A 22077-nucleotide genomic window follows, 5' to 3' on the forward strand; every position below is an offset into this window, starting at 1 on the left:
GGGGGTATTACCAAAGTGCGACGCTGTAGCTGACCAGCAAGCGCATTTCATCTGCGTCACGGGCCGAATAGTTGGAGCGATAGGTGGCGTTACGCAGGCGCACGGCCACATCTTTGAACGTGCCGCTTTGCACCACGTACTTGATCTCGCTGTTGCGTTCCCACTCCTTGCCGGTCTCGCCATTCTTGAGCTTGATGTTGTCACCCGAGAGGTAACGGCTCATGAAACTCAAGCCCGGAATGCCCAGCTTGGCGAAATCGTAGTCGTAACGTGCCTGCCAGGAGCGTTCTTCGGCGCCGGCAAAATCGTTGATCTGCACGAAGTTGACCAGGTACGGGTCACTGCCATCCACATACGGGAAGGCGCTGTCGCCGGACATGTGCTGGTAGCCGGCGCTGAGCTTGTGGCCATTGAGGGCATAGCTGAACAGGCCGTTGAGGGATTTGTTATCGATATTGCCGCCGCGCGCTGAGCCGGTGTCATCACTGATGGCTAGGCGCAGGTCGGCGGCGAAGGTGCCAGGGCCCATCGGGCGGGATGCGACCATGCCGAGGAAGTGCTGGCGATACACGTCGTCAAGTTGGGCGAAGTGGTAGCTGCCGGTGACCTTTTCGGCGAACTTGTAGTCCACGCCACCAAAGTTGAAGTGCTTGCCGGTGGCACCGCTGAGGAAGCGGCTGTTCTTGTTATTGAGCGCGATGTCTTCGTAGTTGGTGTCGTCGCGGTCCTTGGCTTTGTCCAGGCGGCCACCGGTGAACACCAGGTTCTTGAATTCCTTGGAAGTGATCAAGCCACCGTTGAAGGTCTGCGGCAGGATGCGCCCGTCGTTGGGCTTGAGGATCGGCAGTTCGGGGATCAGCGAGCCGATCTTAAGCTCAGTGGCGGAGATTTTCACTTTGCCGGTCAGGCCCAGCTTGGAGTACTCGTTGGCGGCGCGGCCGTCATCGTGGGTCGGCAGCAGGCCGGTGCCGGTGCGGTCGGGGCTGGAGTCGAGCTTGACGCCGAGCATGCCCAGCGCATCCACGCCAAAGCCGACGGTGCCGTCGGTGTAGCCCGATTGCACATTGAGCATGAAGCCTTGTGCCCATTCGTCGCGCTTGGATTGCTGCGCACTGGTACCGTCGCGAAAGTCGCGGTTGAAGTACATGTTGCGGGTTTCCAGGGTCGCGCTACTGTCTTCGAAGAAGGCAGCCTGGCTGAGCGGCGTAAAGCCGGCAAGGGCGGCGGCACTGGCGAGGGCGGTATGGGTCAGGCGGGAAGAGCGAACAGGCGCGCAAGCCTGTGGCTGGGTCGACAGCATCGTGGTGTACTCCGTTATTGTTCTTATTTTGGCGAAAACGCTTCGAGGCGTTTTTCGGGCGCTACGGGTCAGGCAACTCGGCGGGCATAGACCACCGTGTTTAGATCCTAAAGGGCGAAGCTTTCACTAACCTTTCAATCGCCTTTCAATGTTTTCGGGCTTCACAGGCCAGGTTGCGGCTGTAAACTGCCGGGCAAAGCGTGGCGCCGACCACCCCTGAATGAGGTAGAAATCCATGCGTGTCCTGTTGGTTGAAGACCATCTGCAGCTCGCCGAAAGTGTCGCCCAAGCGCTCAAGAGCATGGGTTTGACCGTTGATGTGTTGCATGACGGCGTGGCGGCGGACCTGGCCTTGAGCAGCGAGGAATACGCCGCGGTGATCCTGGACGTAGGGTTGCCGCGCCTGGATGGCTTCGAGGTGCTCGCGCGTTTGCGGGCACGTGGAAAAAACCTGCCGGTGCTGATGCTGACTGCTCGCAGTGATGTAAAAGACCGCGTGCACGGCCTGAACCTGGGCGCCGATGACTACCTGGCCAAGCCGTTTGAACTCTCGGAGCTTGAAGCACGGGTCAAGGCACTGTTGCGGCGCAGCGTGTTGGGCGGCGAGCGCCAGCAGACCTGCGGTGTACTGGTGTACGACCTCGACACCCGGCGCTTCACGGTCGCAGGCGAACTGATGACCTTGACCTCCCGAGAGCAAGCGGTGCTCGAAGCCTTGATTGCCCGGCCGGGTCGCGTGATGAGCAAGGAACAATTGGCTTCCCAGGTATTTGGCCTGGACGAGGAGGCCAGCCCTGACGCCATCGAAATTTACGTGCATCGCCTGCGCAAGAAGCTCGATGGCCAGCCCATCGCCATTGTTACCTTCCGTGGCCTTGGCTACTTGCTGGAAGCCCGTGATGCATAAGCCCAGCAGCCTGCGCTGGCGCTTGCTGTGCAACCTGGCGCTGTTGCTGGTGCTGTTGATGCTCGCCAGCGGCATGAGCGCTTATTGGAACGGTCGCGAAGCTGCCGACACCGCCTATGACCGCACGCTGCTGGCCTCGGCGCGCACCATTGCCGCCGGCTTGACCCAGGTGGACGGCACCCTCAGCGCCAATGTGCCTTATGTAGCCCTGGACACCTTTGCCTACGACAGTGCCGGGCGCATTTATTATCAGGTCAATGACATTGATCAGAAGCTGATTTCCGGTTACGAAAACCTGCCCGGCCCGCCGCCCGGCACGCCCCGCACCGACGATTACCCAGCCTTGGCGCGGTTCTACAACGCCATGTACCTGGGCCAGCACGTACGGGTGGTGAGCCTGCTCAAGGCCGTCTCGGAGCCGAACATGAATGGCATGGCCGAAATTCGTGTCGCGGAGACCGACGAAGCGCGGGTGGCCATGGCCCGCAGCCTGATGGCTGACACCCTGCTGCGCCTGGGCATGCTCGCCATCGGCGCATTGTTGCTGGTGTGGTTCGCGGTAAGCGCCGCCCTGCGCCCGCTGGAACGCCTGCGCACGGCGGTGGAAGAGCGCCAGCCCGATGACCTGCGGCCCCTGCCTTTGGTGGAAGTTCAGGACGAGTTCGGCCCACTGGTGCGCTCGCTCAACCATTTCACCGAACGCCTGCGCGGGCAGTTCGAGCGTCAGGCGCAGTTTATTGCCGATGCTGCCCACGAACTGCGCACACCCCTGGCGGCGCTCAAGGCCAGGCTGGAACTGGGCCTGCGTGCCGAAGAACCGGCCACCTGGCGCAGCACCCTGGAAACGGCCGCCCAGGGCACCGACCGCTTGACGCACCTGGCCAATCAATTGTTGTCCCTGGCCCGCATCGAAAACGGTGCCCGGGCCATTGCCGAAGGTGGTGCGCAGTTGCTCGATTTAAGCCAGTTGGCCCGTGAGCTCGGTATGGCCATGGCGCCGCTGGCCCACGCGCGGGGCGTGGCGCTGGCGCTGGAGGCCGATGAGCCGGTATGGCTGCGTGGCGAACCGACGCTGCTCAATGAGCTGCTGAGCAACCTGGTGGACAACGCCTTGGCCCATACGCCACCCGGCGGCAATGTGATTCTGCGGGTGACGGCCCCGGCGGTGCTGGAGGTGGAAGATGACGGCCCCGGTATCCCGCTGGATGAGCGGGACCGGGTGTTCGAGCGCTTTTATCGACGCAGCCAGCAGGGCATGGGCTCGGGCTTGGGGTTGGCGATTGTCGGGGAGATTTGCCGTGCGCACCTGGCGCAGATCAGCCTGCATGATGGCGAGCTGGCGGGGCTTAAGGTACGCGTGAGTTTTATCGCGGGTTGATCAGTAAAACATCGAGCGGGCTTCGTCCAGTTCGCTGCGCAGGGCGTCGCTGTGCAGGTCTATGCGTAACTTCATGAGAGCCGGCAATGTGGCAAGCGGCACGGTGCCCAGGGGATGGTCGGTGCCGCGGTGGCAGTACAGCGCGGCGACTTGCACCAGGTCGACGTAATCCAGGCTGGCAGAGTCGCGTGTCAGGTCCAGGTATTGGCCCGGCACGTTCACCAGCATCTCGGGGAAGTCCCACACCCGTAGCAGCTTGTCCCCCAGCACCGGGTGAATGCTGTCGATGACGTGGTTGAGGCTGACGGGGTCGGCCAGCAGCTCATAATGGTCCTCGGCATACGTGAGGATCGGCAGCACGCCGATCTGATGCACCAGGCCGCCCAGCGCCGCCTGGTCCGGCTTGAGCTGGCTGTGGCGACGGCACAAGGCGTAGCTCACGCCCGCCACCTCCAGGCTGCGGCGCCACACGTCGCGCATTTTCTGTTCGACCACCTCGGAGCGGGCGTGAAAGATCTGCTCCATCACCAGGCCGATAGCCAGGTTGCTGCTGTAGTTGGTACCGAGCCGGGTGATGGCGGTGTGCAGGTCGGTGACTTCCTGGCTGGCCCGCAGCAACGGGCTGTTGACCACTTTGATCAGGCGCGCCGACAGGGCCGTGTCACGACTGATCACTTTGCTCAGGTGGCTGATGCTGATCTCCGGGTCTTCGGCGGCCTGGCGAATTTTCAGGGCCACCTCCGGCAATGTCGGCAGAACCAGGTCATCGTTATCGATGGCCGTTACCAACGCTTGTTGGACTTTTTCCGCCAGCTTGTTCATTCATGCTCTCTAGGGTGCTGCAAAAAAGTACGGCGATTAACGCTGGATCTCGCGATCTCGGTCCAGTTGGTAGGGCAGGTCAAGCAAGTGCAGGCCTGGGCCTTCCAAGGTGCCCAAGCGCACGTCGCCACTGTCGGCAGCTTCGGCTTGCAGCACAGCGAGAAGTTCAATCGACTGGTCAGCTTTTGCGGCGATGACCACTTCGCCGATTGCGCTGTTATGGCTGGGGGAAAACAGTGGAGTACCTGGCTCGGGGAGTTCGGCAGCCTCCAGGTTCAGGCGATACAGACGCCGCTTGAGTTTGCCCAGGTACTGCATGCGCGCGACGATTTCCTGGCCGGTGTAGCAGCCTTTCTTGAAGCTGACGCCACCCACGGCCTGCAGGTTGAGCATCTGCGGGATGAACAGCTCGCGCGTCTGGGGCATCACCTGACCGATACCGGCACGGATCTGGCCAAGTAGCCAGGCATTCAATTCAGACTGTTGCAACTGCGCGGCCAATTGGCTGCGCACGGCGTCGGCGTGTTCGGCAGGTACCCAGAGTTCGGCACGGCCCTGGGAAACGCGGACGGCGATCAATGCCTCGTTGCGTGCCACGCTGTCGGTCTCGACCGGCAGTTCCAGGCCAAGAGCGGTCAAGGCCGCGTCTGCGTTAGCCAGGCCGAAGCGCGCCCAGGCAGCGCTTTCGTCGGTGAGCTTGGATTTAGAGAACACCGCGTACTTTTTCAAATCTGCCAGCTGCGGTTCAAGCAACTCGGTGGCCATGGCCAGGAGTACGCCATCCCCCTGCAGCAGGATGCGGAAGCTCGACTGCATCCGGCCTTTTTGCGTGCAGCGCGCGCCCAGGCTGGCCTGGGTTTCACTCAGGTAATTGAGGTTGCAGGTCAGTTGGCCCTGCAGGAACTTGGCAGCATCAGAGCCGCGGACGGCGAGAACGCCTTCGTGGGACAGGGAGCAGAAAAAAGCGGAGTCAGCCATGGGTCATCGCAGGTCAAAAAGTCATGGGTGCATCATAGAGGGGCGTCCGGCAAATGCATAGTTTCCATATAGGGCGACCAAAGCCGACTGTTCCAGTGTCGTCGGGGCTGTATACTTGCGCTCTATTTTAGGAGGGCTCCATGGTCGAAGATGTAGAAATCAATCGCCTCTACTGGCACAGCCGTCGCGGCATGCTGGAGCTGGATGTGTTGCTGGTGCCTTTCACCAAAGAGGTGTACGCGACGCTCAATCAGGTGGACCGCGACCTCTACGTCAGGTTGCTTACGTGCGAAGACCAGGACATGTTTGGCTGGTTCATGGAGCGCGCCGAATCCGAAGACCCGGAGCTGCAGCGCATGGTTCGGATGATCCTGGACCGTGTCCAGCCCAAGTAATCGTTTCGAATGCCGCTGGCAGGCCTCGCGGCTGTTGCTCGCGGCCTATGTGCTTGCCCAACTGATCGCGCTGGGCAGCCTGCTGGTTCTAAATCTGCCTTACTCAAGCCTGGGCATCCTGTTATGCCTGGCTCATTGTGCCTGGGTGTTACCGCGGCAAATTCTGCTCACTCACCGTTCGTCGATTCGTGGCCTGCGCCGTGACGACGATGGCTGGCAATTATGGAGCGCCGCACGCGGGTGGCACCCTGTGCAACTGCGGCCCGACAGCCTGGCGTTGCCGCTGATCGTGGTGTTGCGTTACCGGGCGCAGGGTGAACGGCGAGTGCGGTCCATCTGCGTGCCAAGGGATGCACAGGCCGCCGATGTGCACCGGCGCCTGCGGGTACGCCTGAAGTTCAGCCGGCGTAGGTGGTTGGCACCAGGATAGTGTCCCGGGCTTCGGGCAGCATCTGTGGATAGTCGAGGGTGTAATGCAAGCCGCGGCTTTCCTTGCGCTCCATGGCCGACCGGATCATCAGCTCGGCCACTTGGGCCAGGTTGCGCAATTCGATCAGGTCGCGGCTGACCTTGTAGTTGCTGTAGAACTCGTCGATCTCATCCAGCAGCAAGCGCACCCGATGTTGCGCCCTTTGCAGGCGCTTGTTGGTGCGCACGATACCCACATAGTCCCACATGAAGCGTCGCAGCTCGTCCCAGTTGTGAGCGATGATCACGTCTTCGTCCGAATCAGTGACCTGGCTCGCATCCCAGCGGGGCAGGGCGGCTGGTACCGGGATGCGCGGCAGTTGCTCAAGAATGTCCGCTGCCGCCGAGCGGGCATACACGAAGCATTCGAGCAATGAATTGCTGGCCATGCGGTTGGCGCCGTGCAGGCCAGTGAAGCTGGTTTCGCCGATGGCATACAGGCCCGGCACGTCGGTGCGGCCATGCTGATCGACCATCACGCCACCGCAGGTGTAGTGCGCGGCCGGCACCACGGGGATCGGGCCCTTGGTGATGTCGATATTGAAGGTCAGGCAGCGTTCGTAGACGGTCGGGAAGTGGGTCTTGATGAAGGCTTCGGGCTTGTGGCTGATGTCCAGATACACGCAGTCGATACCCAGGCGCTTCATTTCGTGGTCGATGGCGCGGGCGACGATATCGCGTGGTGCCAGCTCGGCGCGTGGGTCGAAGCGCTGCATGAAGCGTTCGCCATTGGGCAGCTTCAAATGTGCGCCTTCGCCGCGCAGGGCTTCGGTGATCAAAAAGCTCTTGGCCTGCGGGTGATACAGGCACGTGGGGTGGAATTGGTTGAACTCCAGGTTGGCGACCCGGCAGCCCGAGCGCCAGGCCATCGCAATGCCGTCGCCGCACGCACCGTCGGGGTTGCTGGTATAGAGGTAGACTTTGGCGGCGCCGCCCGAGGCGAGAATGGTGAAGCGTGCGCCATAGGTATCGACTTCACCGCTGGTGCGGTTCAGTACGTAGGCGCCCAGGCAGCGTTCGCCCGGCAGGCCCAGGCGTTTTTCGGTGATCAGGTCGACGGCGACGCGCTGCTCCAGCAATTGGATGTTGGGGCGTTGGCGGGCCTGATCGAGCAGGGTCTTGAAAATCGCGGCCCCGGTGGCATCGGCAGCGTGAATGATTCGGCGATGGCTGTGGCCGCCTTCGCGGGTCAGGTGGAACTCAAAGCCACCGTCGTCGCTGCCGGCATGTTCATCACGGGTGAAGGGCACACCTTGGTCGATCAACCATTGGATGGCTTCCCGGCTGTGCTCGACGGTGAAGCGCACGGCGTCTTCGTTGCACAGGCCACCGCCGGCGTTAAGGGTGTCTTCGACGTGGGATTGCACGGTGTCTGTGTCGTCCAGCACCGCAGCCACGCCGCCCTGGGCCCAGAAGGTCGAGCCGTTGGCCAGGTCGCCTTTGCTCAAAACCGCTATACGCAAATGGCTGGGCAGGGTCAGGGCCAGGCTCAAGCCGGCGGCGCCGCTGCCGATGACGAGGACATCGTGTTGAAACTGTTGGCTCATTTGACGGATTCCGCAAAAAGCGATCCAAAGGGGGGCGCAAACAGGACGCCTGGATCGGCGAATCAAAGGGTCACACGGGCCACTAGTATATAGAGGGGTGGAGCGGCACAATAGCCACGCCTTCGTGGCATTGTGAGATTATGCTGCGCAGCGTTGGGAAACGGCCGGTTGGCGGGACGGGAACTTTTTGCATAAGCCCCGACTCAATAGCAGGTTGCCCGAAAGCTGGGAAAACGTTGAGTTTATTGGCCCGTCGGGAGCATTGGACGCGTCACGAAACCGGCGACAAGATTATTCGCGCAGCCGGCACCGACCGTGCTGCGTTTTTCGTGTGTGCCAAATCAGTGCATGCCGGAAACTTGCTTGAAGGGGGAGAACTTTTGCGAAAAGCCCGAGTCTATGTTTGCAAGCCTGATCGTTTAGTTATGCAAGCCTCCTTCAAGTACAACGAGGAGTGTTCATGCTAACCCAGGAAGAGGATCAGCAGCTGGTCGAGCGCGTACAGCGCGGTGATAAGCGAGCATTTGATCTGCTAGTGCTGAAATACCAGCACAAAATTCTCGGGTTGATCGTGCGGTTTGTGCACGACACCCATGAAGCGCAGGACGTTGCACAGGAAGCCTTTATCAAGGCTTACCGTGCACTTGGAAATTTCCGCGGTGACAGTGCGTTTTATACGTGGCTGTACCGCATCGCCATTAACACGGCGAAAAACTATCTGGTGTCACGCGGTCGCCGCCCACCAGACAGTGATGTCAGTTCAGAAGATGCAGAATTTTACGATGGTGATCACGGCCTCAAAGATCTCGAGTCGCCGGAGCGTGCATTGCTGCGCGACGAGATCGAAGGCACCGTTCATCGCACTATTCAGCAACTGCCAGAAGATTTGCGTACGGCGTTAACTTTACGTGAATTCGATGGTCTGAGTTACGAAGACATTGCGAGCGTCATGCAATGTCCGGTGGGGACTGTGAGGTCACGGATTTTCCGGGCCCGGGAAGCCATCGACAAAGCCTTGCAACCGTTGTTGCAGGAAAACTAAAGACAGCGGCGACAGCCAAGAGAGGAACCGCCATGAGTCGTGATGCCCTGCAGGAATCGCTGTCCGCAGTGATGGATAACGAAGCGGATGAACTGGAACTTCGTCGAGTGCTCAATGCATTTGATGACGCCCAAACCCGTGATACCTGGTCTCGTTACCAAGTCGCTCGGGCGGTGATGCACAAGGATCTCCTAATCCCTCGTCTGGATATTGCTGCGGCCGTTTCTGCTGCACTGGCTGATGAAGCCGTTCCGGCAAAAGCCTCGCGTGGTCCATGGCGCAGCCTGGGTCGTCTGGCAGTGGCCGCTTCGGTGACCGTTGCTGTGTTGGCAGGTGTTCGCCTGTACAACCAGGACGAGATCGCAGGCAACGAGCTGGCCCAACAGACTCAGCAACCGGTCATGGCCGGTCCGCAAGTCAAGGGCCCGGCCGTGCTGGCTGGCTACAAGGAAAGCACCGATACCACCGGCCCTATGGCCAATGGTGTACTTCAGGGGCAATCCGGTTGGCAGGATCAGCGCCTTCCAGGCTACCTGCGTCAACATGCGCAGGAATCGGCCGCCAAAGGCACTGAAAGCGCTCTGCCATACGCTCGTGCAGCAAGCCAGGAAAACCGCTGATTCGCTAAGGAGCCCTATGCGCGCCATACCGCTCCTTACGCTTTTGCTCAGTAGTTGGTTTGCACTATCCGCCCATGCCGATGAAGCCCAAGACTGGCTGACTCGACTTGGGCGTGCAGAGCAGCAGCAAAGCTTTGAAGGTACGTTTGTCTACGAACGTAACGGCAGTTTTTCCACCCATGACATCTGGCATCGCGTCCAGGAGGGTCATGTCCGTGAACGCTTGTTGCAGCTTGACGGCTCCGCCCAAGAAGCGGTTCGGATAGACGGCCGGGCGCAATGCATCAGTGGCACGTTGGTTGCCAGCCTCGGTCATTCTTCTGATGCACCCTCGCGTATTCTCGATCCCAAAAAACTCAATCCATTCTATGAACTGGCCGTCATTGGCAAATCCCGCGTGGCTGGTCGTAATGCGGTGATTGTGTCGATCAGTCCGCGTGACCCTTACCGTTATGGGTTTGAATTACACCTGGATCGTGAGACTGCGCTGCCGCTCAAGTCCTTGCTGCTCAACGATCAAGGGCAGTTGTTGGAGCGTTTCCAGTTCACGCGCCTGGACCCCTCGGCCATTCCTTCTGACCAGGACTTGCAGCCCAGCAGCGACTGTTCGCCGGTAACAATGTCGTCCGCCGCTAAAGCACCTGACTTGTCTGCCACGCAAAGGTGGCATCTGGACTGGCTACCGCCAGGTTTCCAACAGATCAGCAGCGCCACGCGTAAAGATACCCAAACGAAATCTACCGTCGACAGCCTGATGTATGACGATGGGCTCGCGCGTTTTTCGGTGTTTCTTGAGTCAGCCAGCGGCGCTGACGTGAATGAAACCCGTGCTCAGCTTGGGCCGACCGTGGCAGTCTCGCGGCGCTTGAATACGGTGGATGGCGAAATGATGGTCACGGTGGTCGGCGAAATTCCCATTGGCACTGCTGAGCGTATCGCGTTGTCGGTGCGTGGTGAAAAGGCCGCCGCCAAGCCCTGAGATTGTTAATCTTATGTTCATCCTGTTCTTTCAATCTGAGCCCGAATTTGGTTGGGGGCTGGGTGTATGAAATCTCTGGATCAGCATTTTCACTTGCAAAAACTTCCCATGTTTTTTATAGGTCAGGGTTTGATGGCTCTGGCCTTGTTTGTTCGCGGAACAAAAAATGCCGGTCGCAGTGCCCGGCATTTATTGAACCCTGTCGCTTAACCCTGCTCGTCGTAACGGGAGCTGTATGTCGATACCACGTTTGAAGTCTTACTTATCCATAGTCGCCACAGTGCTGGTGCTGGGTCAGGCCTTACCTGCGCAAGCGGTCGAGTTGCCTGACTTCACCCAACTGGTGGAGCAGGCCTCGCCTGCCGTGGTGAACATCAGTACCACGCAGAAGCTGCCGGATCGCAAAGTCTCGAACCAGCAGATGCCCGACCTGGAAGGCTTGCCGCCCATGCTGCGCGAGTTCTTCGAACGAGGGATGCCGCAGCCACGCTCCCCCCGTGGCGGCGGTGGCCAGCGCGAAGCCCAATCCCTGGGCTCCGGCTTCATCATTTCGCCTGACGGCTATATCCTCACCAACAACCACGTGATTGCCGATGCCGACGAGATTCTCGTGCGCCTGGCCGACCGCAGTGAACTCAAGGCCAAGCTGATTGGCACCGATCCACGTTCCGACGTGGCCTTGCTTAAAATCGAGGGCAAGGACTTGCCGGTGCTTAAGCTGGGCAAGTCCCAGGACCTGAAGGCCGGTCAGTGGGTGGTCGCGATCGGTTCGCCGTTCGGCTTTGACCACACCGTTACCCAAGGCATCGTCAGCGCCATCGGTCGCAGCCTGCCGAACGAAAACTACGTACCGTTCATCCAGACCGACGTGCCGATCAACCCAGGCAACTCCGGTGGCCCGCTGTTCAACCTGGCCGGCGAGGTGGTGGGCATCAACTCGCAGATCTACACCCGCTCCGGTGGCTTCATGGGCGTGTCCTTCGCGATCCCGATCGATGTGGCCATGGACGTCTCCAATCAGCTCAAAAGCGGCGGCAAGGTCAGCCGTGGCTGGTTGGGCGTGGTGATCCAGGAAGTGAACAAGGACCTGGCTGAGTCCTTCGGTCTCGACAAGCCGGCGGGTGCCCTGGTTGCGCAGATTCAGGACAATGGCCCTGCGGCCAAAGGCGGCCTGAAAGTGGGTGACGTCATCCTGAGCATGAACGGCCAGCCGATCATCATGTCGGCGGACTTGCCTCATCTGGTCGGCGCGCTCAAGGCCGGCGGCAAAGCCAAGCTGGAAGTGATTCGTGATGGCAAGCGCCAGAACGTCGAACTGACCGTAGGTGCCATCCCGGAAGAAGGCGCGACCCTGGATGCCCTGGGCAACGCCAAGCCCGGTGCCGAGCGCAGCAGTAACCGCCTGGGTATCGCCGTGGTTGAACTGACCGCCGAGCAGAAGAAAACCTTCGACCTGCAAAGCGGTGTGGTGATCAAGGAAGTTCAGGACGGCCCAGCCGCCTTGATCGGCCTGCAACCGGGTGACGTGATCACTCACTTGAACAACCAGGCAATCGATACCACCAAGGAATTCGCCGACATCGCCAAGGCGTTGCCGAAGAATCGCTCGGTGTCGATGCGCGTCCTGCGTCAAGGCCGTGCCAGCTTCATTACCTTCAAGCTGGCTGAGTAATCCGTTAGACCTATAAAAAAGCCCCGCTGCCGGTTAACGGCGGCGGGGCTTTTTTGTGGGCGGCGGGTTCAGCTCATCATGCCTTTCACCAAGCGCTCTTGTTCGATCAGTTCGCGCTGACGGGCGTCGATGCGCGAGGACAGCGGGAAGTTGCTGCCAGCGCGCCGCTTGGCAAAGTCCAACTGCTGGATGGCTTGCTGGAAATCCCCCACCAGTGCGAAATATTCGGCACGGGCCTGATGCAGGCCAATGATGTTGCCGGACAAGCCGCGTGTTTCGGCGACCTGATACCACACGTCCGGATCGTCCGGGCGCGATTTGAGCAGCCCGTCCAGCGCCTTTTCTGCATCGGCGGTACGGTTCTGTTTAAGCAACAGGTCTACCCGCACCTGATTCAGCGGATAGTTGCTGGGGTATTGGGTGAGCATTCGGTCGGTGCGTTGCTGCGCATCGGGCATGCGGTTGCTGGTAATGTCCAGTTCGATTTGGGCCAGGTTGTAGGTGATGTCGTTGGGCGCCTTGGCCAACAGCGGCGCCAGGCTTTCCCGTGCTTCCTTGAGTTGAGTGCCCTTGATCTGGGCGATGGCCAGGCCATAGCGCGCCACGTCATTTTTAGGGTTTTCATCCAGCTGTGCCTGGAAGCGCTTGGCAGCCAGGCCTGGTGTGTCTTCGTACTTGAGCTGTACCCGTGCGCGAATCAGTTGATAGCGCAGGCTGTCTTCCTTGCCGCCGGGTTTGGCTTGTTCGGCGCGGTTGCGGGTGTCGGCGATACGCGATTCGGTGACCGGGTGAGTCAGCAGGAACTCTGGCGGCTTGGCGTCGAAGCGGTATTGGCGCATCAGCCGTTCGAACATGGTGGGCATGGAGCGCGGGTCGTAGCCTGCTTTTTCCAGATTGAGGATGCCGATGCGGTCAGCCTCCTGCTCGTTCTGGCGCGAGAATCGGCGCTGCTCCTGGATCGCGGCGGCTTGTGAACCGGCAATCGCGGCGATACCGGCATCCCCGGCACCCGCAGCGGCGGCGATAATGCCGCCAAGCAGGGCGGCCATCATCGGCAGTTGCATGCGTGATTGCGCTTCCACGCCTCGGGCGAAGTGGCGTTGGGACAAGTGCGCCAGTTCGTGGGCCAGTACCGACGCGTATTCGCCTTCGGTCTGTGCATTGAGAAACAGGCCGCCGTTGACCCCGACGATCCCACCCGGTGCCGCAAAGGCGTTGAGCTGTGGGCTGTTGATCAGGATAAATTCCAGGCGCCGGTCATTGACCTGGCTGGTCTCCACCAGCTTGTACACGCTGGTTTCGACGTAATCCTTGAGTTGCGGGTCATTGAGTTGCGAGACCTGGCCGCGCAGGTAAGCCAGCCAGGCGCGGCCCAGTTGGTATTCCTGTTGCGGCGAGACAATGGCAGAGCTGGCGTCACCAAGTGACGGCAGGTCGTCAGCGAAGGCCGGGGAGGCCAGCAGGCAGGCCAGCGTCAGCAGGGTAGGGCGCAAAAAAGTCATGCACAAAGCCTTTCGACAAAGAGCTTACTGTAGCCGGACACTGAGCTTGGGACCAGATATTCTAAGCAGCCTAAATGTTTGCCTGGAGTAACACCATGACCGACGTTGTAGCCTGTGACGCCGAACTCGACGCCAGCGGTCTGAACTGCCCGTTGCCCTTGCTCAAGGCCAAGCTGGAGCTCAATAAACTGGCCAGCGGTGCCGTGCTCAAGGTGACAGCCACCGACGCCGGCTCCCAGCGCGATTTTCGCACCTTTGCCAAGCTGGCCGGCCACACCCTGGAGCATGAAGACGCCGCCGAGGGTGTGTATCGTTATTGGTTGCGCAAGGCCTGAAGGCCTTATCGAGGCAAGATCAAGCCTTGTTCAGCGCCTGCGCTGCCGCCAGCACGGCATCAACATGCCCCGGCACTTTCACGCCGCGCCATTCCTGGCGCAGCACACCTTGGCTGTCGATCAGGAAGGTGCTGCGATCCACGCCCAGGTATTCCTTGCCGTACAGTTTCTTCAACTTGATCACATCAAACAGCTGGCAGACCGCTTCGTCCTTATCGCTGATCAGCTCGAAAGGAAATTCTTGTTTGCCTTTGAAGTTCTCGTGGGACTTCACGCTGTCGCGCGACACGCCGAACACTTCGGTATTGGCGGCCTTGAACGCGGCGTACTGGTCACGAAAACCCTGGCCTTCGGTGGTGCAGCCAGGGGTGCTGTCTTTCGGGTAAAAGTAGATCACCACTTGCTTGCCCTTGAGGGCTGCGAGGCTGAAGGTCTGGCCGCTGGTGGCCTGGGCCTCGAAATCGGCCACGGGTGTGTCGATGGCTACCGGCATAGAGAAGTACTTCCTTACATTGGGTTCTGTGGGCGCCATGGCTCAATCAAGGCGTCGAGGTTCAGGGCATCGGCGAAATCCAGGAACTGGTCGCGCAGCCAACTGATTTGTACGCCGGCCGGCAAAGTCACGGTAAAGGTGGCATTGAGCATGGTGCCGCCGGTTTGTGGCGCCTGGTAGGTGTCACAGGTCAGGTTTTCCAGTTCGACGTTATGGTCGATAAAGAACTGGCACAGCTCGTTGACGATGTCCGAGCGGTAGGCCGAGCTGACATACGCTACATAAGGCAGAGCCTGGGGGCGGTTTTCCAGGGCGGCGCTGCGTACTACGTTGACGGTGAAGTCATGCTTCTTGGCCAGGCCCGGCAGGCCGGTTTCCAGGCGCGCCAAGGCATCCCAGGAGCCAGAAATCTGCAGGACCAGCGCACTGCACTCGCCATGGCGGGTGAGGCGGGAGGTCACGACGGCGCAGCGATTCTCATGGCTGGCGCGGCACAGCACGTTGGTCAGCTCCATGGGGTTGGCGCCGAGGGCACTGATAACAAGGAATTGTTCGCGAACTGTGGGGGTGGACATGCAGCCTTCCTAAAGCGATGAGCGGTCGATGCCGTGTGGGCGGTATCGATCAAAGGATCAAGGGTAGCGAAAAGCGTCGCCAAGGGCTAGGAGGTGGCGTTTTCATTGCGTGATCAGCCGCCTTCGGGCGGTGCTTTGGCCCAATGATGGCATTGCCCGAGGTTTAGTTGCGCCAGAACGCATCCTCACGCGGTACTTCGCTTGTACAAGCATCTTGGCGCCAGTACCATTACGGCTCTCTTTTTCCGGCAGGAGCGGTTGCATGATTGCGGGCAGTATGGTGGCACTGGTCACACCCATGGATGCACAAGGTCGTCTCGACTGGGACAGCCTGGGCAAACTGGTGGACTTCCACCTGCAAGAGGGCACCAACGCCATTGTGGCGGTCGGCACCACAGGTGAATCGGCTACCCTCGATGTGGAAGAACACATCCAGGTGATCGAGTTCGTGGTCAAGCGCGTGGCGGGCCGCATTGCCGTGATCGCCGGTACGGGCGCCAACTCGACGCGTGAAGCGATCGAGCTGACCAAGAACGCCAAGAAGGCCGGCGCCGACGCTTGCCTGCTGGTAACCCCGTATTACAACAAGCCGACCCAGGAAGGCTTGTACCAGCACTTCAAAGCCATCGCCGAAGCCGTGCAGATCCCGCAGATCCTCTACAACGTGCCGGGCCGCACCGCGTGCGACATGAAGGCCGAGACCGTGATCCGCCTGTCCACCGTGCCGAACATCATCGGCATCAAGGAAGCCACCGGCGACCTGCAGCGCGCCAAGGACATCCTGGCCGGCGTGAGCAGCGACTTCCTGGTGTATTCCGGTGACGACGCCACCGCTGTCGAGCTGATCCTGCTGGGTGGCAAGGGCAACATCTCCGTGACCGCCAACGTGGCCCCGCGCGCCATGAGCGAGCTGTGCGCCGCCGCCATTGCTGGCGATGCAGCCACCGCTCGTGCGATCCACGAGAAGCTGATGCCGCTCAACAAGACACTGTTTATCGAATCCAATCCTATTCCCGTGAAGTGGGCGCTGTTTGAGATGGGCCTGATGCCGGACGGTATCCGTCTGCCGCTCACCCGCCTCAGCGAAGCCTGTCACGAACCGCTGCGACAGGCCCTGCGCCAGTCCGGCGTCCTGGTTTAATTGAGGAAGCACTACGCATGAAGCGATTGGCCGGACTTTCCGCACTTGCCTTGATTATCTCCAGCACCAGTGGCTGCGGTTGGGTATGGGGCCCGGAAGGCTACTTCCGTGACCGCGGCAGCGATTACCTGGAAGCGCAAGCAACCAAACCGATGCAACTGCCGCCTGATGTCAATGTCGCCAAGCGCCTTGACCCGTTGCTGCCGATTCCACGCAACGTTGCCGACGACACGGTCAAGGGTGAGTACGTAGTGCCACGCCCACAGCCGATCACGGCCGTGGCCGATGCCAGCGACTACAGCCTGCAGAAAAGCGGCGACAACCGCTGGATCGTGGCTCAGCGCCCACCTGCTGAAGTCTGGCCGGTGGCGGTGCAGTTCTTTCAGGACAACGGTTTCCGCCTCGACCAGCAACGCCCGCAGACCGGTGAGTTCACCACCGCGTGGCAGCAAGGTCGCGAGCTGTCCGCCAACATGGCCCAGCGCCTGCTGGCGGGCGGTGTAGCCGCCGACAGCGAAGCCCGTGTGCGTGTGCGCATCGAGCCTGGCGTGCAGCGCAACACCAGCGAAGTCTATGTGGTCAGCGCCGAGCGGCCTGCCGGCAGCACGGCTGACGTCGACTTCACCCCGCGCTCGGTCAACACCGGTGTCGACGCCGCGCTGGTCGACGAGATGCTGGCCAGCATGAGCCGTATCTCCGAGAAGGGTGGTTCCGTATCCTTACTCGCCGCCCGTGATTACGACACCCCTAGTCGCGTCAGCCTCACCGAAGACGGCAGCGGCAACGTGGTGCTGAACCTGGGTGAAGACCTCGACCGCGCCTGGGCCAGTGTTGGCCGCGCGTTGGAGCAGGGCCCTTGGCGCGTTGAAGACATCAACCGCAGCCTGGGCCTGTACTACATCAACGTGGCTGAAAAGGCCGAGAAAAAAGACGACGAGCCAGGTTTCTTCGGCAAATTGTTCGGCAGCGCGCCGACCAAGGAAGAGATCGAAACCCGCGCCGAGCGTTACCAGGTTCGTTTGAGCAAGGTGGGCGAAAGCGTGCAAGTTACCGTCGAGAAGAACATCAACACCGTCGCGCCAGCTGAAACAGCGCGCAAAGTGTTGGGCGTGATTCAAGACAACCTGGGCTGATCCGATGCGTTTTGCCGTTCTCGGCAGCGGTAGCCAAGGGAACGGTACGCTGGTCGCCCATGATGACACGTACGTGCTGGTCGATTGTGGTTTCTCCCTGCGGGAAACCGAGCGGCGCCTGTTGCGCCTGGGGGTTCACCCCACGCAACTGAGCGCGATTCTGGTAACCCACGAACATGCCGACCATGTGCATGGCGTGGGTTTGCTGTCTCGGCGCTACAATTTACCGGTGTACTTGAGTCGCGGCACGTTGCGCGGGATGCGCAAACCCATTGAACCTGCTGGCTTCCTGGCCGGTGGTGAGCAACTGCAAATTGGCGCCCTGAGCATCAATGTTGTTGCGGTTGCTCATGATGCCCAGGAGCCGACGCAATATGTATTCAGTGACGGTGAGCGGCGCTTCGGTGTGCTCACCGATCTGGGTTCTTATTGCGCCAAGGTGCTGGAGGGTTACCGGGACCTCGATGCCTTGATGATCGAGTCCAACCACTGCCGAGACCTGCTGGCACGCGGTCATTACCCTTATTTTCTCAAGCAGCGGGTGGGCGGCGAGCTGGGACATTTGAACAACCACCAGGCCGCATACCTGGTGTATGAGTTGGGCTGGCAAGACCTGCAACACCTGGTCCTGGCTCACCTCAGCAGCAAGAACAACCTGCCGACGCTTGCCCGGCAATGTTTTGTCGACACCCTAGGGTGCGACCCGGACTGGCTGCAACTGGCCGATCAAGATTCAGGGCTCGACTGGCGACACATCGCCTAGCCCACCTTACTCAAAGCGGAGCCCATCATGGAAAAACGTGAAGAACTCTACCGCGGCAAAGCCAAGTCGGTGTACAAGACCGACGACGCTAACCGCCTGATCCTGCTGTTTCGCAACGACACCTCGGCGTTCGACGGCAAGCGCATCGAACAGCTTGACCGCAAAGGCATGGTGAACAACAAGTTCAACGCCTTCATCATGCAGAAACTCGAAGCGGCCGGTATCCCGACCCAATTCGACAAACTGCTGGGCGACAACGAATGCCTGGTCAAGAAGCTCGACATGATCCCGGTCGAGTGCGTCGTGCGTAACTACGCCGCCGGCAGCCTGGTCAAGCGTTTGGGCGTGGAAGAGGGCCTCAAGCTCAACCCTTACACCTTCGAACTGTTCCTGAAGGACGACGCCAAGGGCGACCCGTTCATCAACGAATCCCACGTCGTGGCGTTCGGTTGGGGCACCGCTGAGCAACTGGCGCGCATGAAGGAGTTGTCCCTCAAGGTCAACGACGTGCTGAGCAAGCTGTTCGACGACGCTGGCCTGTTGCTGGTGGACTTCAAGCTCGAATTCGGCGTATTCCACGACGGCTCCATCGTCCTGGGCGACGAATTCAGCCCGGACGGTTGCCGCCTGTGGGACAAGGACACCAAGAAGAAGATGGACAAAGACCGCTTCCGCCAAGGCCTCGGTGACGTGATCGAAGCCTACGAAGAAGTCGCCAATCGTCTCGGCGTACCGCTGTAATCGACGCAAGCATCTGATAGCACGGAAAAAAATCGCTTCGGCGCTTTGCATCCATCAATCATGCTGTTATGATGCGCGCCGTTGGAGAGATGCCAGAGTGGCCGAATGGGACGGATTCGAAATCCGTTGTACCTTCACCGGTACCTAGGGTTCGAATCCCTATCTCTCCGCCATTACATAGAAAAAGCCCTGTAGCTGAATAAGCTGCGGGGCTTTTTCGTTTCCGGCCGTTATTAACGGCTGCTTCAGGGATTTGTTGTAGTCCTGCCTTGCGCTGTTCAAGGCGCTCAGACGCTTTGCGATAAGCCTGATCACGCTCACGTTTATCAACGGCGACCACGAACACCGTAATTTCCTGGTCGATCACTTGATACACCAGCCTGTACCCGCTGCTACGCAGTTTGATCTTGTAGCAGTCAGGCAGGCTATGTAGGCGATTAGCTTCAATACGTGGGTTGTACAGGATTTCGACTAGCTTCTTTTTGAGTTGCTGACGGAGGGTGTCACCGAGCTTTTGCCATTCCTTCAATGCACGCGCATCAAAATCAAGGCTATAGGTCATCCAAAGAAACCCTCACGCGTTGAGGCGATGCAAGACGCTCACGTACGGTCGCCATCAAGGCTTCATCCTCTTCAGTCATCAGCACAGGCTTAAATGGCAACTGGCCGCGCTCGGCAACATATTGCAACGCCTGGCGTATCAGTTCGGAAGGGGTGACACCAAGTTTCTCCAGCTCCAGGTAGGCGCGAGTTTTCAAGTCGTCATCGATACGAATGTTGATAGATGCCAAGGGATAGCTCCTTGTGTAATGACGTTGGTCATTACATTGGAGCAATCGGGTTTCATTGGCAAGTTTGTCTGGACATACGGCAGTCGCTCTCATCTGTTGATCCTACTTTTTGGCCGTCGGCTTTGCCGGGCGCTTTTTATCGGTTTCTTTCACCGTTTCCCTTGGTCTTTTCTTCGCCTCTTGCTCGGTTACGTATTCACCTGTGACCGCATCGCGATATCTCGTTGGCATATCAGCACCCTTGACAGTATGTCGCCACGGCGGCGACTTTTTGAGACTAGCTCGCAGGCTTATGCACACAAGGTTCCCGTTGGAGATTCTGGTTACCAAGCTTTGCCGAAACAGGTGCTTACGTTGTGCAGGTTCGGCAGTTTTCGTGCAGGGTTGCGTTGGCTGGGGTTACATCATGAATAAGATCACCGCTGATTCTACCGAAGGGCATGCACGCAAAATCTTTTGCGTAGCCGATGATGTCGGCACCGAAGAAACCCTTATAAACGCCACCGAAACCCTCTCATCCGCCCTTCAATCCGCCTACCAATGCGCCGAAGATCCAGTCAGCACGCAGTCGCCCGTGATCATGGCTCTGGCTCAATTGATCGAGAACGCGCAAGCCTTGGTGGATGCTGTCCTTGAGCGTGATTTCCCCACGGCCAAATAAATACCTGCTTCTGAAACGAAAAAAGCCTGCTGAACTCAGCGCTCAGCAGGCTTTTTTGTGGCTGCAACTCGGTCAGGCAGGCTGCGCCACCAAGCTGTTGCTCACCTTGCGGCCCAACACCAGCACGGTCGCAAACCCCAACCCCACCAACACAGTGGCCAGGCTCAACAACACCGAGCTGCCCATTTGGTCGACGATCCGCCCACCAAAGAACGAGCCCAGGGCAATGATCACCTGAAACAGCGCCACGAACAGCGGCATGCCTCGCTCCACATCCTTGGGCGCTACCACGAACATCCAGATACTGGCGCAGGCCGGGAAGGCGCCAAAGGCAAAGCCCCAAAGCGCGATCAGCACCACGGCACCCGTCATACCGGTGGCGAAGTAGGGGAACAGGGCGGTGCTGGTACCGATCATCAGCGCGACCAGCAGCAAGGTGTTACGTACGCTGCGGTTGGCGGCGAAGCCGGCGAACACATTGCCCAGAACGCCTGCCACGCCATACAGCAGCAACAATGAGCCAATCGTCGGCCCGTCGAAGCCGGAGCTGTGCTTGAAGAACGGCGCGACATAGGTGTACGCAGCAAAGTGCGCCAAGCCGATCAACAGTACGGCGATCAACCCGACGCGCGCTTGTGGGTTGATAAACAGGGCCGGCAGGTCGCGTACCTCTATGGCCTTTTCCGGTTTGAGGCGCGGCAGCAGCAAGACTTGCGCCAGCAGCACCGGCACACCCACCAGCGCGGTGACCAGAAAGGTCATGCGCCAGCCCATCAGGCCGCTGAGCCAGGTGCCTACGGGCACACCGAGTACGGTGGCCAGGGTCACGCCCATCATGATGATCGACGTGGCTTTTGCGACGCCCACGCCCTTGGGCGCCAGCCTGCCGCTGAGGGCGATGGCAGTGGCCCAGAAACCGCCGATGCTGATGCCCAGCAGTACGCGGCCGAACAGCAGCAGGCTGAAATCGGTGGCATAGGCCACCACCCCGTTGGCGAGGATCATGACCAGCGTCAGGCCGATCAGCAGATAGCGGCGGTCCATGGCGCCAATGCCAACCGACAGCAATGGCGCTGCAAGGGCCGCCATGATGCCGGGCAGGGTGACCATCAGGCCGGCGTGGCCGGCACTGATGCCCAAGTCGCTGGCGACGTCGTTGAGCACGCCCACCGGCAGAAACTCGCTGGTCACCAGGGCAAATGCACCCACGGCGACCGAAAGAATTGCCAGCCACTGCTGTTTGACGCTTTGTTGATTATGTTCGGGAAGGCCGTTAGAGGCCTGGCTCGCGCTTGGCATGGTGTGGGGTTCCAAGGTGAAAGTCGCCTGAGGTCAGACGCAGGAGAGGGAAGCTGGGGGCGATTATAGGAATCAGTGTTGGCAATCGAGCAGGCGCTCGTTTCGATAGTAATCATCAGTGCTATCGATGTGAGGTTTTTGAAGAGTCCTCACTCAGCATCACAAACGAAAAAGCCCGAAGTTGAGTCAGCTCCGAGCTTTTCCGGTTATGACGATGTTTAAGGTGCAGGGGGTGGAGTTTTATTTTAGCTAGCCAGCGCGTTCAGTACATGTACTGGATCATTATGGATAGCTTTCAACAACGCCTTTGCCGGCCCAGTAGGTTCGCGACGACCCTGCTCCCAGTTGCGCAACGTACCGAGCTGAACGTCAATCAGCGCTGCGAATTTAGCCTGGGTCAGCCCTGTTGCCTTACGGATTTCTTTAACTCGCATTGAGTCAACATGAAATTCACGGGATGGCTCCCGTTCTCCGCGCAGGATCTCGTTCATCTCTTGAACGCTTTCCATCAATTCATCAAAAAGTCGGCTCATAG

The 22077-nt window shown here is 59.7% G+C and carries 24 protein-coding genes, 1 tRNA gene and 1 pseudogene; 15 read left to right on the forward strand and 11 right to left on the reverse strand.

Going from position 1 to position 22077, the window contains the following annotated elements; translation table 11 throughout:
- Nucleotides 1-7 precede the first annotated feature (7 nt).
- Nucleotides 8-1300, reverse strand: coding sequence for an OprD family porin (locus tag E1K68_RS07940; RefSeq protein ID WP_192001988.1), 1293 nt, complete (start codon nucleotides 1298-1300; stop codon nucleotides 8-10).
- Between the two features lie 235 nt (nucleotides 1301-1535).
- Between E1K68_RS07940 and E1K68_RS07945 the strand changes: the two genes are divergently transcribed.
- The gene (locus tag E1K68_RS07945; protein ID WP_003189437.1) at nucleotides 1536-2207 is read left to right on the forward strand and encodes a response regulator; all 672 of its coding nucleotides are present in this window, start codon (nucleotides 1536-1538) and stop codon (nucleotides 2205-2207) included.
- The gene (locus E1K68_RS07950) at nucleotides 2200-3585 is read left to right on the forward strand and encodes a sensor histidine kinase (protein ID WP_003189439.1); all 1386 of its coding nucleotides are present in this window, start codon (nucleotides 2200-2202) and stop codon (nucleotides 3583-3585) included. The genes E1K68_RS07945 and E1K68_RS07950 overlap by 8 nt, the downstream gene beginning before the upstream one ends.
- On the opposite strand, the gene E1K68_RS07955 is transcribed toward E1K68_RS07950, so the two are convergent.
- Nucleotides 3586-4407 (reverse strand): HDOD domain-containing protein, encoded by an 822-nt coding sequence (locus tag E1K68_RS07955; protein ID WP_003189441.1) that lies wholly within the window; start codon nucleotides 4405-4407, stop codon nucleotides 3586-3588.
- A 36-nt stretch (nucleotides 4408-4443) separates the two neighbouring features.
- Nucleotides 4444-5385 carry a folate-binding protein YgfZ gene (locus tag E1K68_RS07960; protein WP_003189442.1) on the reverse strand — a complete coding sequence of 314 codons (942 nt, stop codon included), beginning with the start codon at nucleotides 5383-5385 and terminating at the stop codon, nucleotides 4444-4446.
- 140 nt (nucleotides 5386-5525) lie between these two features.
- Here E1K68_RS07960 and E1K68_RS07965 point away from each other — a divergent pair, with 140 nt between their 5' ends.
- Nucleotides 5526-5780, forward strand: coding sequence for a succinate dehydrogenase assembly factor 2 (locus E1K68_RS07965; RefSeq protein ID WP_014717362.1), 255 nt, complete (start codon nucleotides 5526-5528; stop codon nucleotides 5778-5780).
- Nucleotides 5764-6210, forward strand: coding sequence for a protein YgfX (locus E1K68_RS07970; RefSeq protein WP_003189446.1), 447 nt, complete (start codon nucleotides 5764-5766; stop codon nucleotides 6208-6210). The genes E1K68_RS07965 and E1K68_RS07970 overlap by 17 nt, the downstream gene beginning before the upstream one ends.
- Here E1K68_RS07970 and nadB read toward each other — a convergent pair.
- The gene (gene nadB, locus E1K68_RS07975) at nucleotides 6179-7795 is read right to left on the reverse strand and encodes an L-aspartate oxidase (protein WP_003189449.1); all 1617 of its coding nucleotides are present in this window, start codon (nucleotides 7793-7795) and stop codon (nucleotides 6179-6181) included. The two genes, E1K68_RS07970 and nadB, sit on opposite strands and share 32 nt — an antisense overlap.
- Nucleotides 7796-8255: 460 nt before the next feature.
- On the opposite strand from nadB, the gene rpoE reads away from it, so the two are divergent.
- From rpoE to E1K68_RS07995, 4 genes are all read left to right on the forward strand, one after another.
- A complete protein-coding gene (rpoE, locus tag E1K68_RS07980; protein ID WP_003172477.1) occupies nucleotides 8256-8837 on the forward strand; it encodes an RNA polymerase sigma factor RpoE in 582 nt (193 codons plus the stop codon).
- A 32-nt stretch (nucleotides 8838-8869) separates the two neighbouring features.
- Nucleotides 8870-9457, forward strand: coding sequence for an RseA family anti-sigma factor (locus E1K68_RS07985; RefSeq protein ID WP_032892984.1), 588 nt, complete (start codon nucleotides 8870-8872; stop codon nucleotides 9455-9457).
- 16 nt (nucleotides 9458-9473) lie between these two features.
- Complete coding sequence (locus E1K68_RS07990; RefSeq protein WP_212613931.1) at nucleotides 9474-10436, forward strand: MucB/RseB C-terminal domain-containing protein; 963 nt, start codon at nucleotides 9474-9476, stop codon at nucleotides 10434-10436.
- A gap of 235 nt (nucleotides 10437-10671) precedes the next feature.
- A complete protein-coding gene (locus E1K68_RS07995; RefSeq protein WP_003189456.1) occupies nucleotides 10672-12108 on the forward strand; it encodes a DegQ family serine endoprotease in 1437 nt (478 codons plus the stop codon).
- Between the two features lie 68 nt (nucleotides 12109-12176).
- Here E1K68_RS07995 and E1K68_RS08000 read toward each other — a convergent pair whose 3' ends face one another.
- Nucleotides 12177-13610: a M48 family metalloprotease gene (locus E1K68_RS08000; protein ID WP_032892982.1), complete on the reverse strand. Its 1434-nt coding sequence runs from the start codon at nucleotides 13608-13610 to the stop codon at nucleotides 12177-12179.
- A 95-nt stretch (nucleotides 13611-13705) separates the two neighbouring features.
- Between E1K68_RS08000 and E1K68_RS08005 the strand changes: the two genes are divergently transcribed.
- On the forward strand, nucleotides 13706-13945 hold the full coding sequence (locus E1K68_RS08005) for a sulfurtransferase TusA family protein (RefSeq protein WP_003189460.1): 240 nt from the start codon (nucleotides 13706-13708) through the stop codon (nucleotides 13943-13945).
- A gap of 19 nt (nucleotides 13946-13964) precedes the next feature.
- Here E1K68_RS08005 and E1K68_RS08010 read toward each other — a convergent pair whose 3' ends face one another.
- Together E1K68_RS08010 and E1K68_RS08015 are read right to left on the reverse strand one after the other, a co-directional pair.
- Nucleotides 13965-14438, reverse strand: coding sequence for a peroxiredoxin (locus E1K68_RS08010; RefSeq protein ID WP_003189461.1), 474 nt, complete (start codon nucleotides 14436-14438; stop codon nucleotides 13965-13967).
- A 14-nt stretch (nucleotides 14439-14452) separates the two neighbouring features.
- Complete coding sequence (locus E1K68_RS08015; protein ID WP_003189463.1) at nucleotides 14453-15013, reverse strand: glycine cleavage system protein R; 561 nt, start codon at nucleotides 15011-15013, stop codon at nucleotides 14453-14455.
- A 262-nt stretch (nucleotides 15014-15275) separates the two neighbouring features.
- On the opposite strand from E1K68_RS08015, the gene dapA reads away from it, so the two are divergent.
- The 5 genes from dapA (at nucleotide 15276) to E1K68_RS08040 (ending at nucleotide 18964) form a co-directional block, all read left to right on the forward strand.
- A complete protein-coding gene (gene dapA, locus E1K68_RS08020; protein WP_034135081.1) occupies nucleotides 15276-16154 on the forward strand; it encodes a 4-hydroxy-tetrahydrodipicolinate synthase in 879 nt (292 codons plus the stop codon).
- A gap of 17 nt (nucleotides 16155-16171) precedes the next feature.
- Nucleotides 16172-17287 carry an outer membrane protein assembly factor BamC gene (gene bamC / locus E1K68_RS08025; protein WP_003189467.1) on the forward strand — a complete coding sequence of 372 codons (1116 nt, stop codon included), beginning with the start codon at nucleotides 16172-16174 and terminating at the stop codon, nucleotides 17285-17287.
- Between the two features lie 4 nt (nucleotides 17288-17291).
- A complete protein-coding gene (locus E1K68_RS08030) occupies nucleotides 17292-18050 on the forward strand; it encodes an MBL fold metallo-hydrolase (RefSeq protein ID WP_003189469.1) in 759 nt (252 codons plus the stop codon).
- Nucleotides 18051-18077: 27 nt separating this feature from the next.
- Entirely contained in the window at nucleotides 18078-18791 is a 714-nt protein-coding gene (gene purC / locus E1K68_RS08035) for a phosphoribosylaminoimidazolesuccinocarboxamide synthase (protein WP_010212191.1), read from the forward strand.
- A gap of 83 nt (nucleotides 18792-18874) precedes the next feature.
- Nucleotides 18875-18964, forward strand: a tRNA-Ser gene (locus E1K68_RS08040).
- A 107-nt stretch (nucleotides 18965-19071) separates the two neighbouring features.
- Here E1K68_RS08040 and E1K68_RS08045 read toward each other — a convergent pair.
- Nucleotides 19072-19353, reverse strand: a pseudogene (locus tag E1K68_RS08045) (type II toxin-antitoxin system RelE/ParE family toxin); the annotation flags it as partial.
- Nucleotides 19343-19582 (reverse strand): type II toxin-antitoxin system RelB/DinJ family antitoxin, encoded by a 240-nt coding sequence (locus E1K68_RS08050; RefSeq protein WP_020301039.1) that lies wholly within the window; start codon nucleotides 19580-19582, stop codon nucleotides 19343-19345. The pseudogene E1K68_RS08045 and the gene E1K68_RS08050, both read right to left, overlap by 11 nt.
- A 406-nt stretch (nucleotides 19583-19988) precedes the next feature.
- Between E1K68_RS08050 and E1K68_RS08055 the strand changes: the two genes are divergently transcribed.
- Nucleotides 19989-20243 (forward strand): hypothetical protein, encoded by a 255-nt coding sequence (locus E1K68_RS08055; protein ID WP_019818461.1) that lies wholly within the window; start codon nucleotides 19989-19991, stop codon nucleotides 20241-20243.
- Between the two features lie 72 nt (nucleotides 20244-20315).
- On the opposite strand, the gene E1K68_RS08060 is transcribed toward E1K68_RS08055, so the two are convergent.
- Both E1K68_RS08060 and nadS read right to left on the reverse strand, forming a co-directional pair.
- Complete coding sequence (locus tag E1K68_RS08060) at nucleotides 20316-21542, reverse strand: MFS transporter (protein ID WP_034135083.1); 1227 nt, start codon at nucleotides 21540-21542, stop codon at nucleotides 20316-20318.
- Between the two features lie 245 nt (nucleotides 21543-21787).
- Nucleotides 21788-22075: a NadS family protein gene (gene nadS / locus E1K68_RS08065; protein ID WP_014717446.1), complete on the reverse strand. Its 288-nt coding sequence runs from the start codon at nucleotides 22073-22075 to the stop codon at nucleotides 21788-21790.
- Between the last annotated feature and the right edge of the window lie 2 nt (nucleotides 22076-22077).

The organism is Pseudomonas sp. B2021, assembly GCF_018135665.1.
Taxonomy (GTDB): Bacteria; Pseudomonadota; Gammaproteobacteria; order Pseudomonadales; family Pseudomonadaceae; genus Aquipseudomonas; species Aquipseudomonas lactis.

Excerpts from the sequence above, each read along its gene's own strand:
- E1K68_RS07985 (WP_032892984.1), top strand. The coding sequence starts at position 8,870 with ATGAGTCGTGATGCCCTGCAGGAATCGCTGTCCGCAGTGATGGATAAC.
- E1K68_RS07950 (WP_003189439.1), top strand. The coding sequence starts at position 2,200 with ATGCATAAGCCCAGCAGCCTGCGCTGGCGCTTGCTGTGCAACCTGGCG.
- E1K68_RS08015 (WP_003189463.1), bottom strand. The coding sequence starts at position 15,013 with ATGTCCACCCCCACAGTTCGCGAACAATTCCTTGTTATCAGTGCCCTC.
- E1K68_RS07940 (WP_192001988.1), bottom strand. The coding sequence starts at position 1,300 with ATGCTGTCGACCCAGCCACAGGCTTGCGCGCCTGTTCGCTCTTCCCGC.
- bamC (WP_003189467.1), top strand. The coding sequence starts at position 16,172 with ATGAAGCGATTGGCCGGACTTTCCGCACTTGCCTTGATTATCTCCAGC.
- E1K68_RS07960 (WP_003189442.1), bottom strand. The coding sequence starts at position 5,385 with ATGGCTGACTCCGCTTTTTTCTGCTCCCTGTCCCACGAAGGCGTTCTC.
- E1K68_RS07965 (WP_014717362.1), top strand. The coding sequence starts at position 5,526 with ATGGTCGAAGATGTAGAAATCAATCGCCTCTACTGGCACAGCCGTCGC.
- E1K68_RS08000 (WP_032892982.1), bottom strand. The coding sequence starts at position 13,610 with ATGACTTTTTTGCGCCCTACCCTGCTGACGCTGGCCTGCCTGCTGGCC.
- purC (WP_010212191.1), top strand. The coding sequence starts at position 18,078 with ATGGAAAAACGTGAAGAACTCTACCGCGGCAAAGCCAAGTCGGTGTAC.
- E1K68_RS07995 (WP_003189456.1), top strand. The coding sequence starts at position 10,672 with ATGTCGATACCACGTTTGAAGTCTTACTTATCCATAGTCGCCACAGTG.
- rpoE (WP_003172477.1), top strand. The coding sequence starts at position 8,256 with ATGCTAACCCAGGAAGAGGATCAGCAGCTGGTCGAGCGCGTACAGCGC.
- dapA (WP_034135081.1), top strand. The coding sequence starts at position 15,276 with ATGATTGCGGGCAGTATGGTGGCACTGGTCACACCCATGGATGCACAA.
- E1K68_RS07945 (WP_003189437.1), top strand. The coding sequence starts at position 1,536 with ATGCGTGTCCTGTTGGTTGAAGACCATCTGCAGCTCGCCGAAAGTGTC.
- E1K68_RS08005 (WP_003189460.1), top strand. The coding sequence starts at position 13,706 with ATGACCGACGTTGTAGCCTGTGACGCCGAACTCGACGCCAGCGGTCTG.
- E1K68_RS08010 (WP_003189461.1), bottom strand. The coding sequence starts at position 14,438 with ATGCCGGTAGCCATCGACACACCCGTGGCCGATTTCGAGGCCCAGGCC.
- E1K68_RS08060 (WP_034135083.1), bottom strand. The coding sequence starts at position 21,542 with ATGCCAAGCGCGAGCCAGGCCTCTAACGGCCTTCCCGAACATAATCAA.
- E1K68_RS08055 (WP_019818461.1), top strand. The coding sequence starts at position 19,989 with ATGAATAAGATCACCGCTGATTCTACCGAAGGGCATGCACGCAAAATC.
- E1K68_RS08030 (WP_003189469.1), top strand. The coding sequence starts at position 17,292 with ATGCGTTTTGCCGTTCTCGGCAGCGGTAGCCAAGGGAACGGTACGCTG.
- E1K68_RS07955 (WP_003189441.1), bottom strand. The coding sequence starts at position 4,407 with ATGAACAAGCTGGCGGAAAAAGTCCAACAAGCGTTGGTAACGGCCATC.
- E1K68_RS07990 (WP_212613931.1), top strand. The coding sequence starts at position 9,474 with ATGCGCGCCATACCGCTCCTTACGCTTTTGCTCAGTAGTTGGTTTGCA.
- nadS (WP_014717446.1), bottom strand. The coding sequence starts at position 22,075 with ATGAGCCGACTTTTTGATGAATTGATGGAAAGCGTTCAAGAGATGAAC.
- nadB (WP_003189449.1), bottom strand. The coding sequence starts at position 7,795 with ATGAGCCAACAGTTTCAACACGATGTCCTCGTCATCGGCAGCGGCGCC.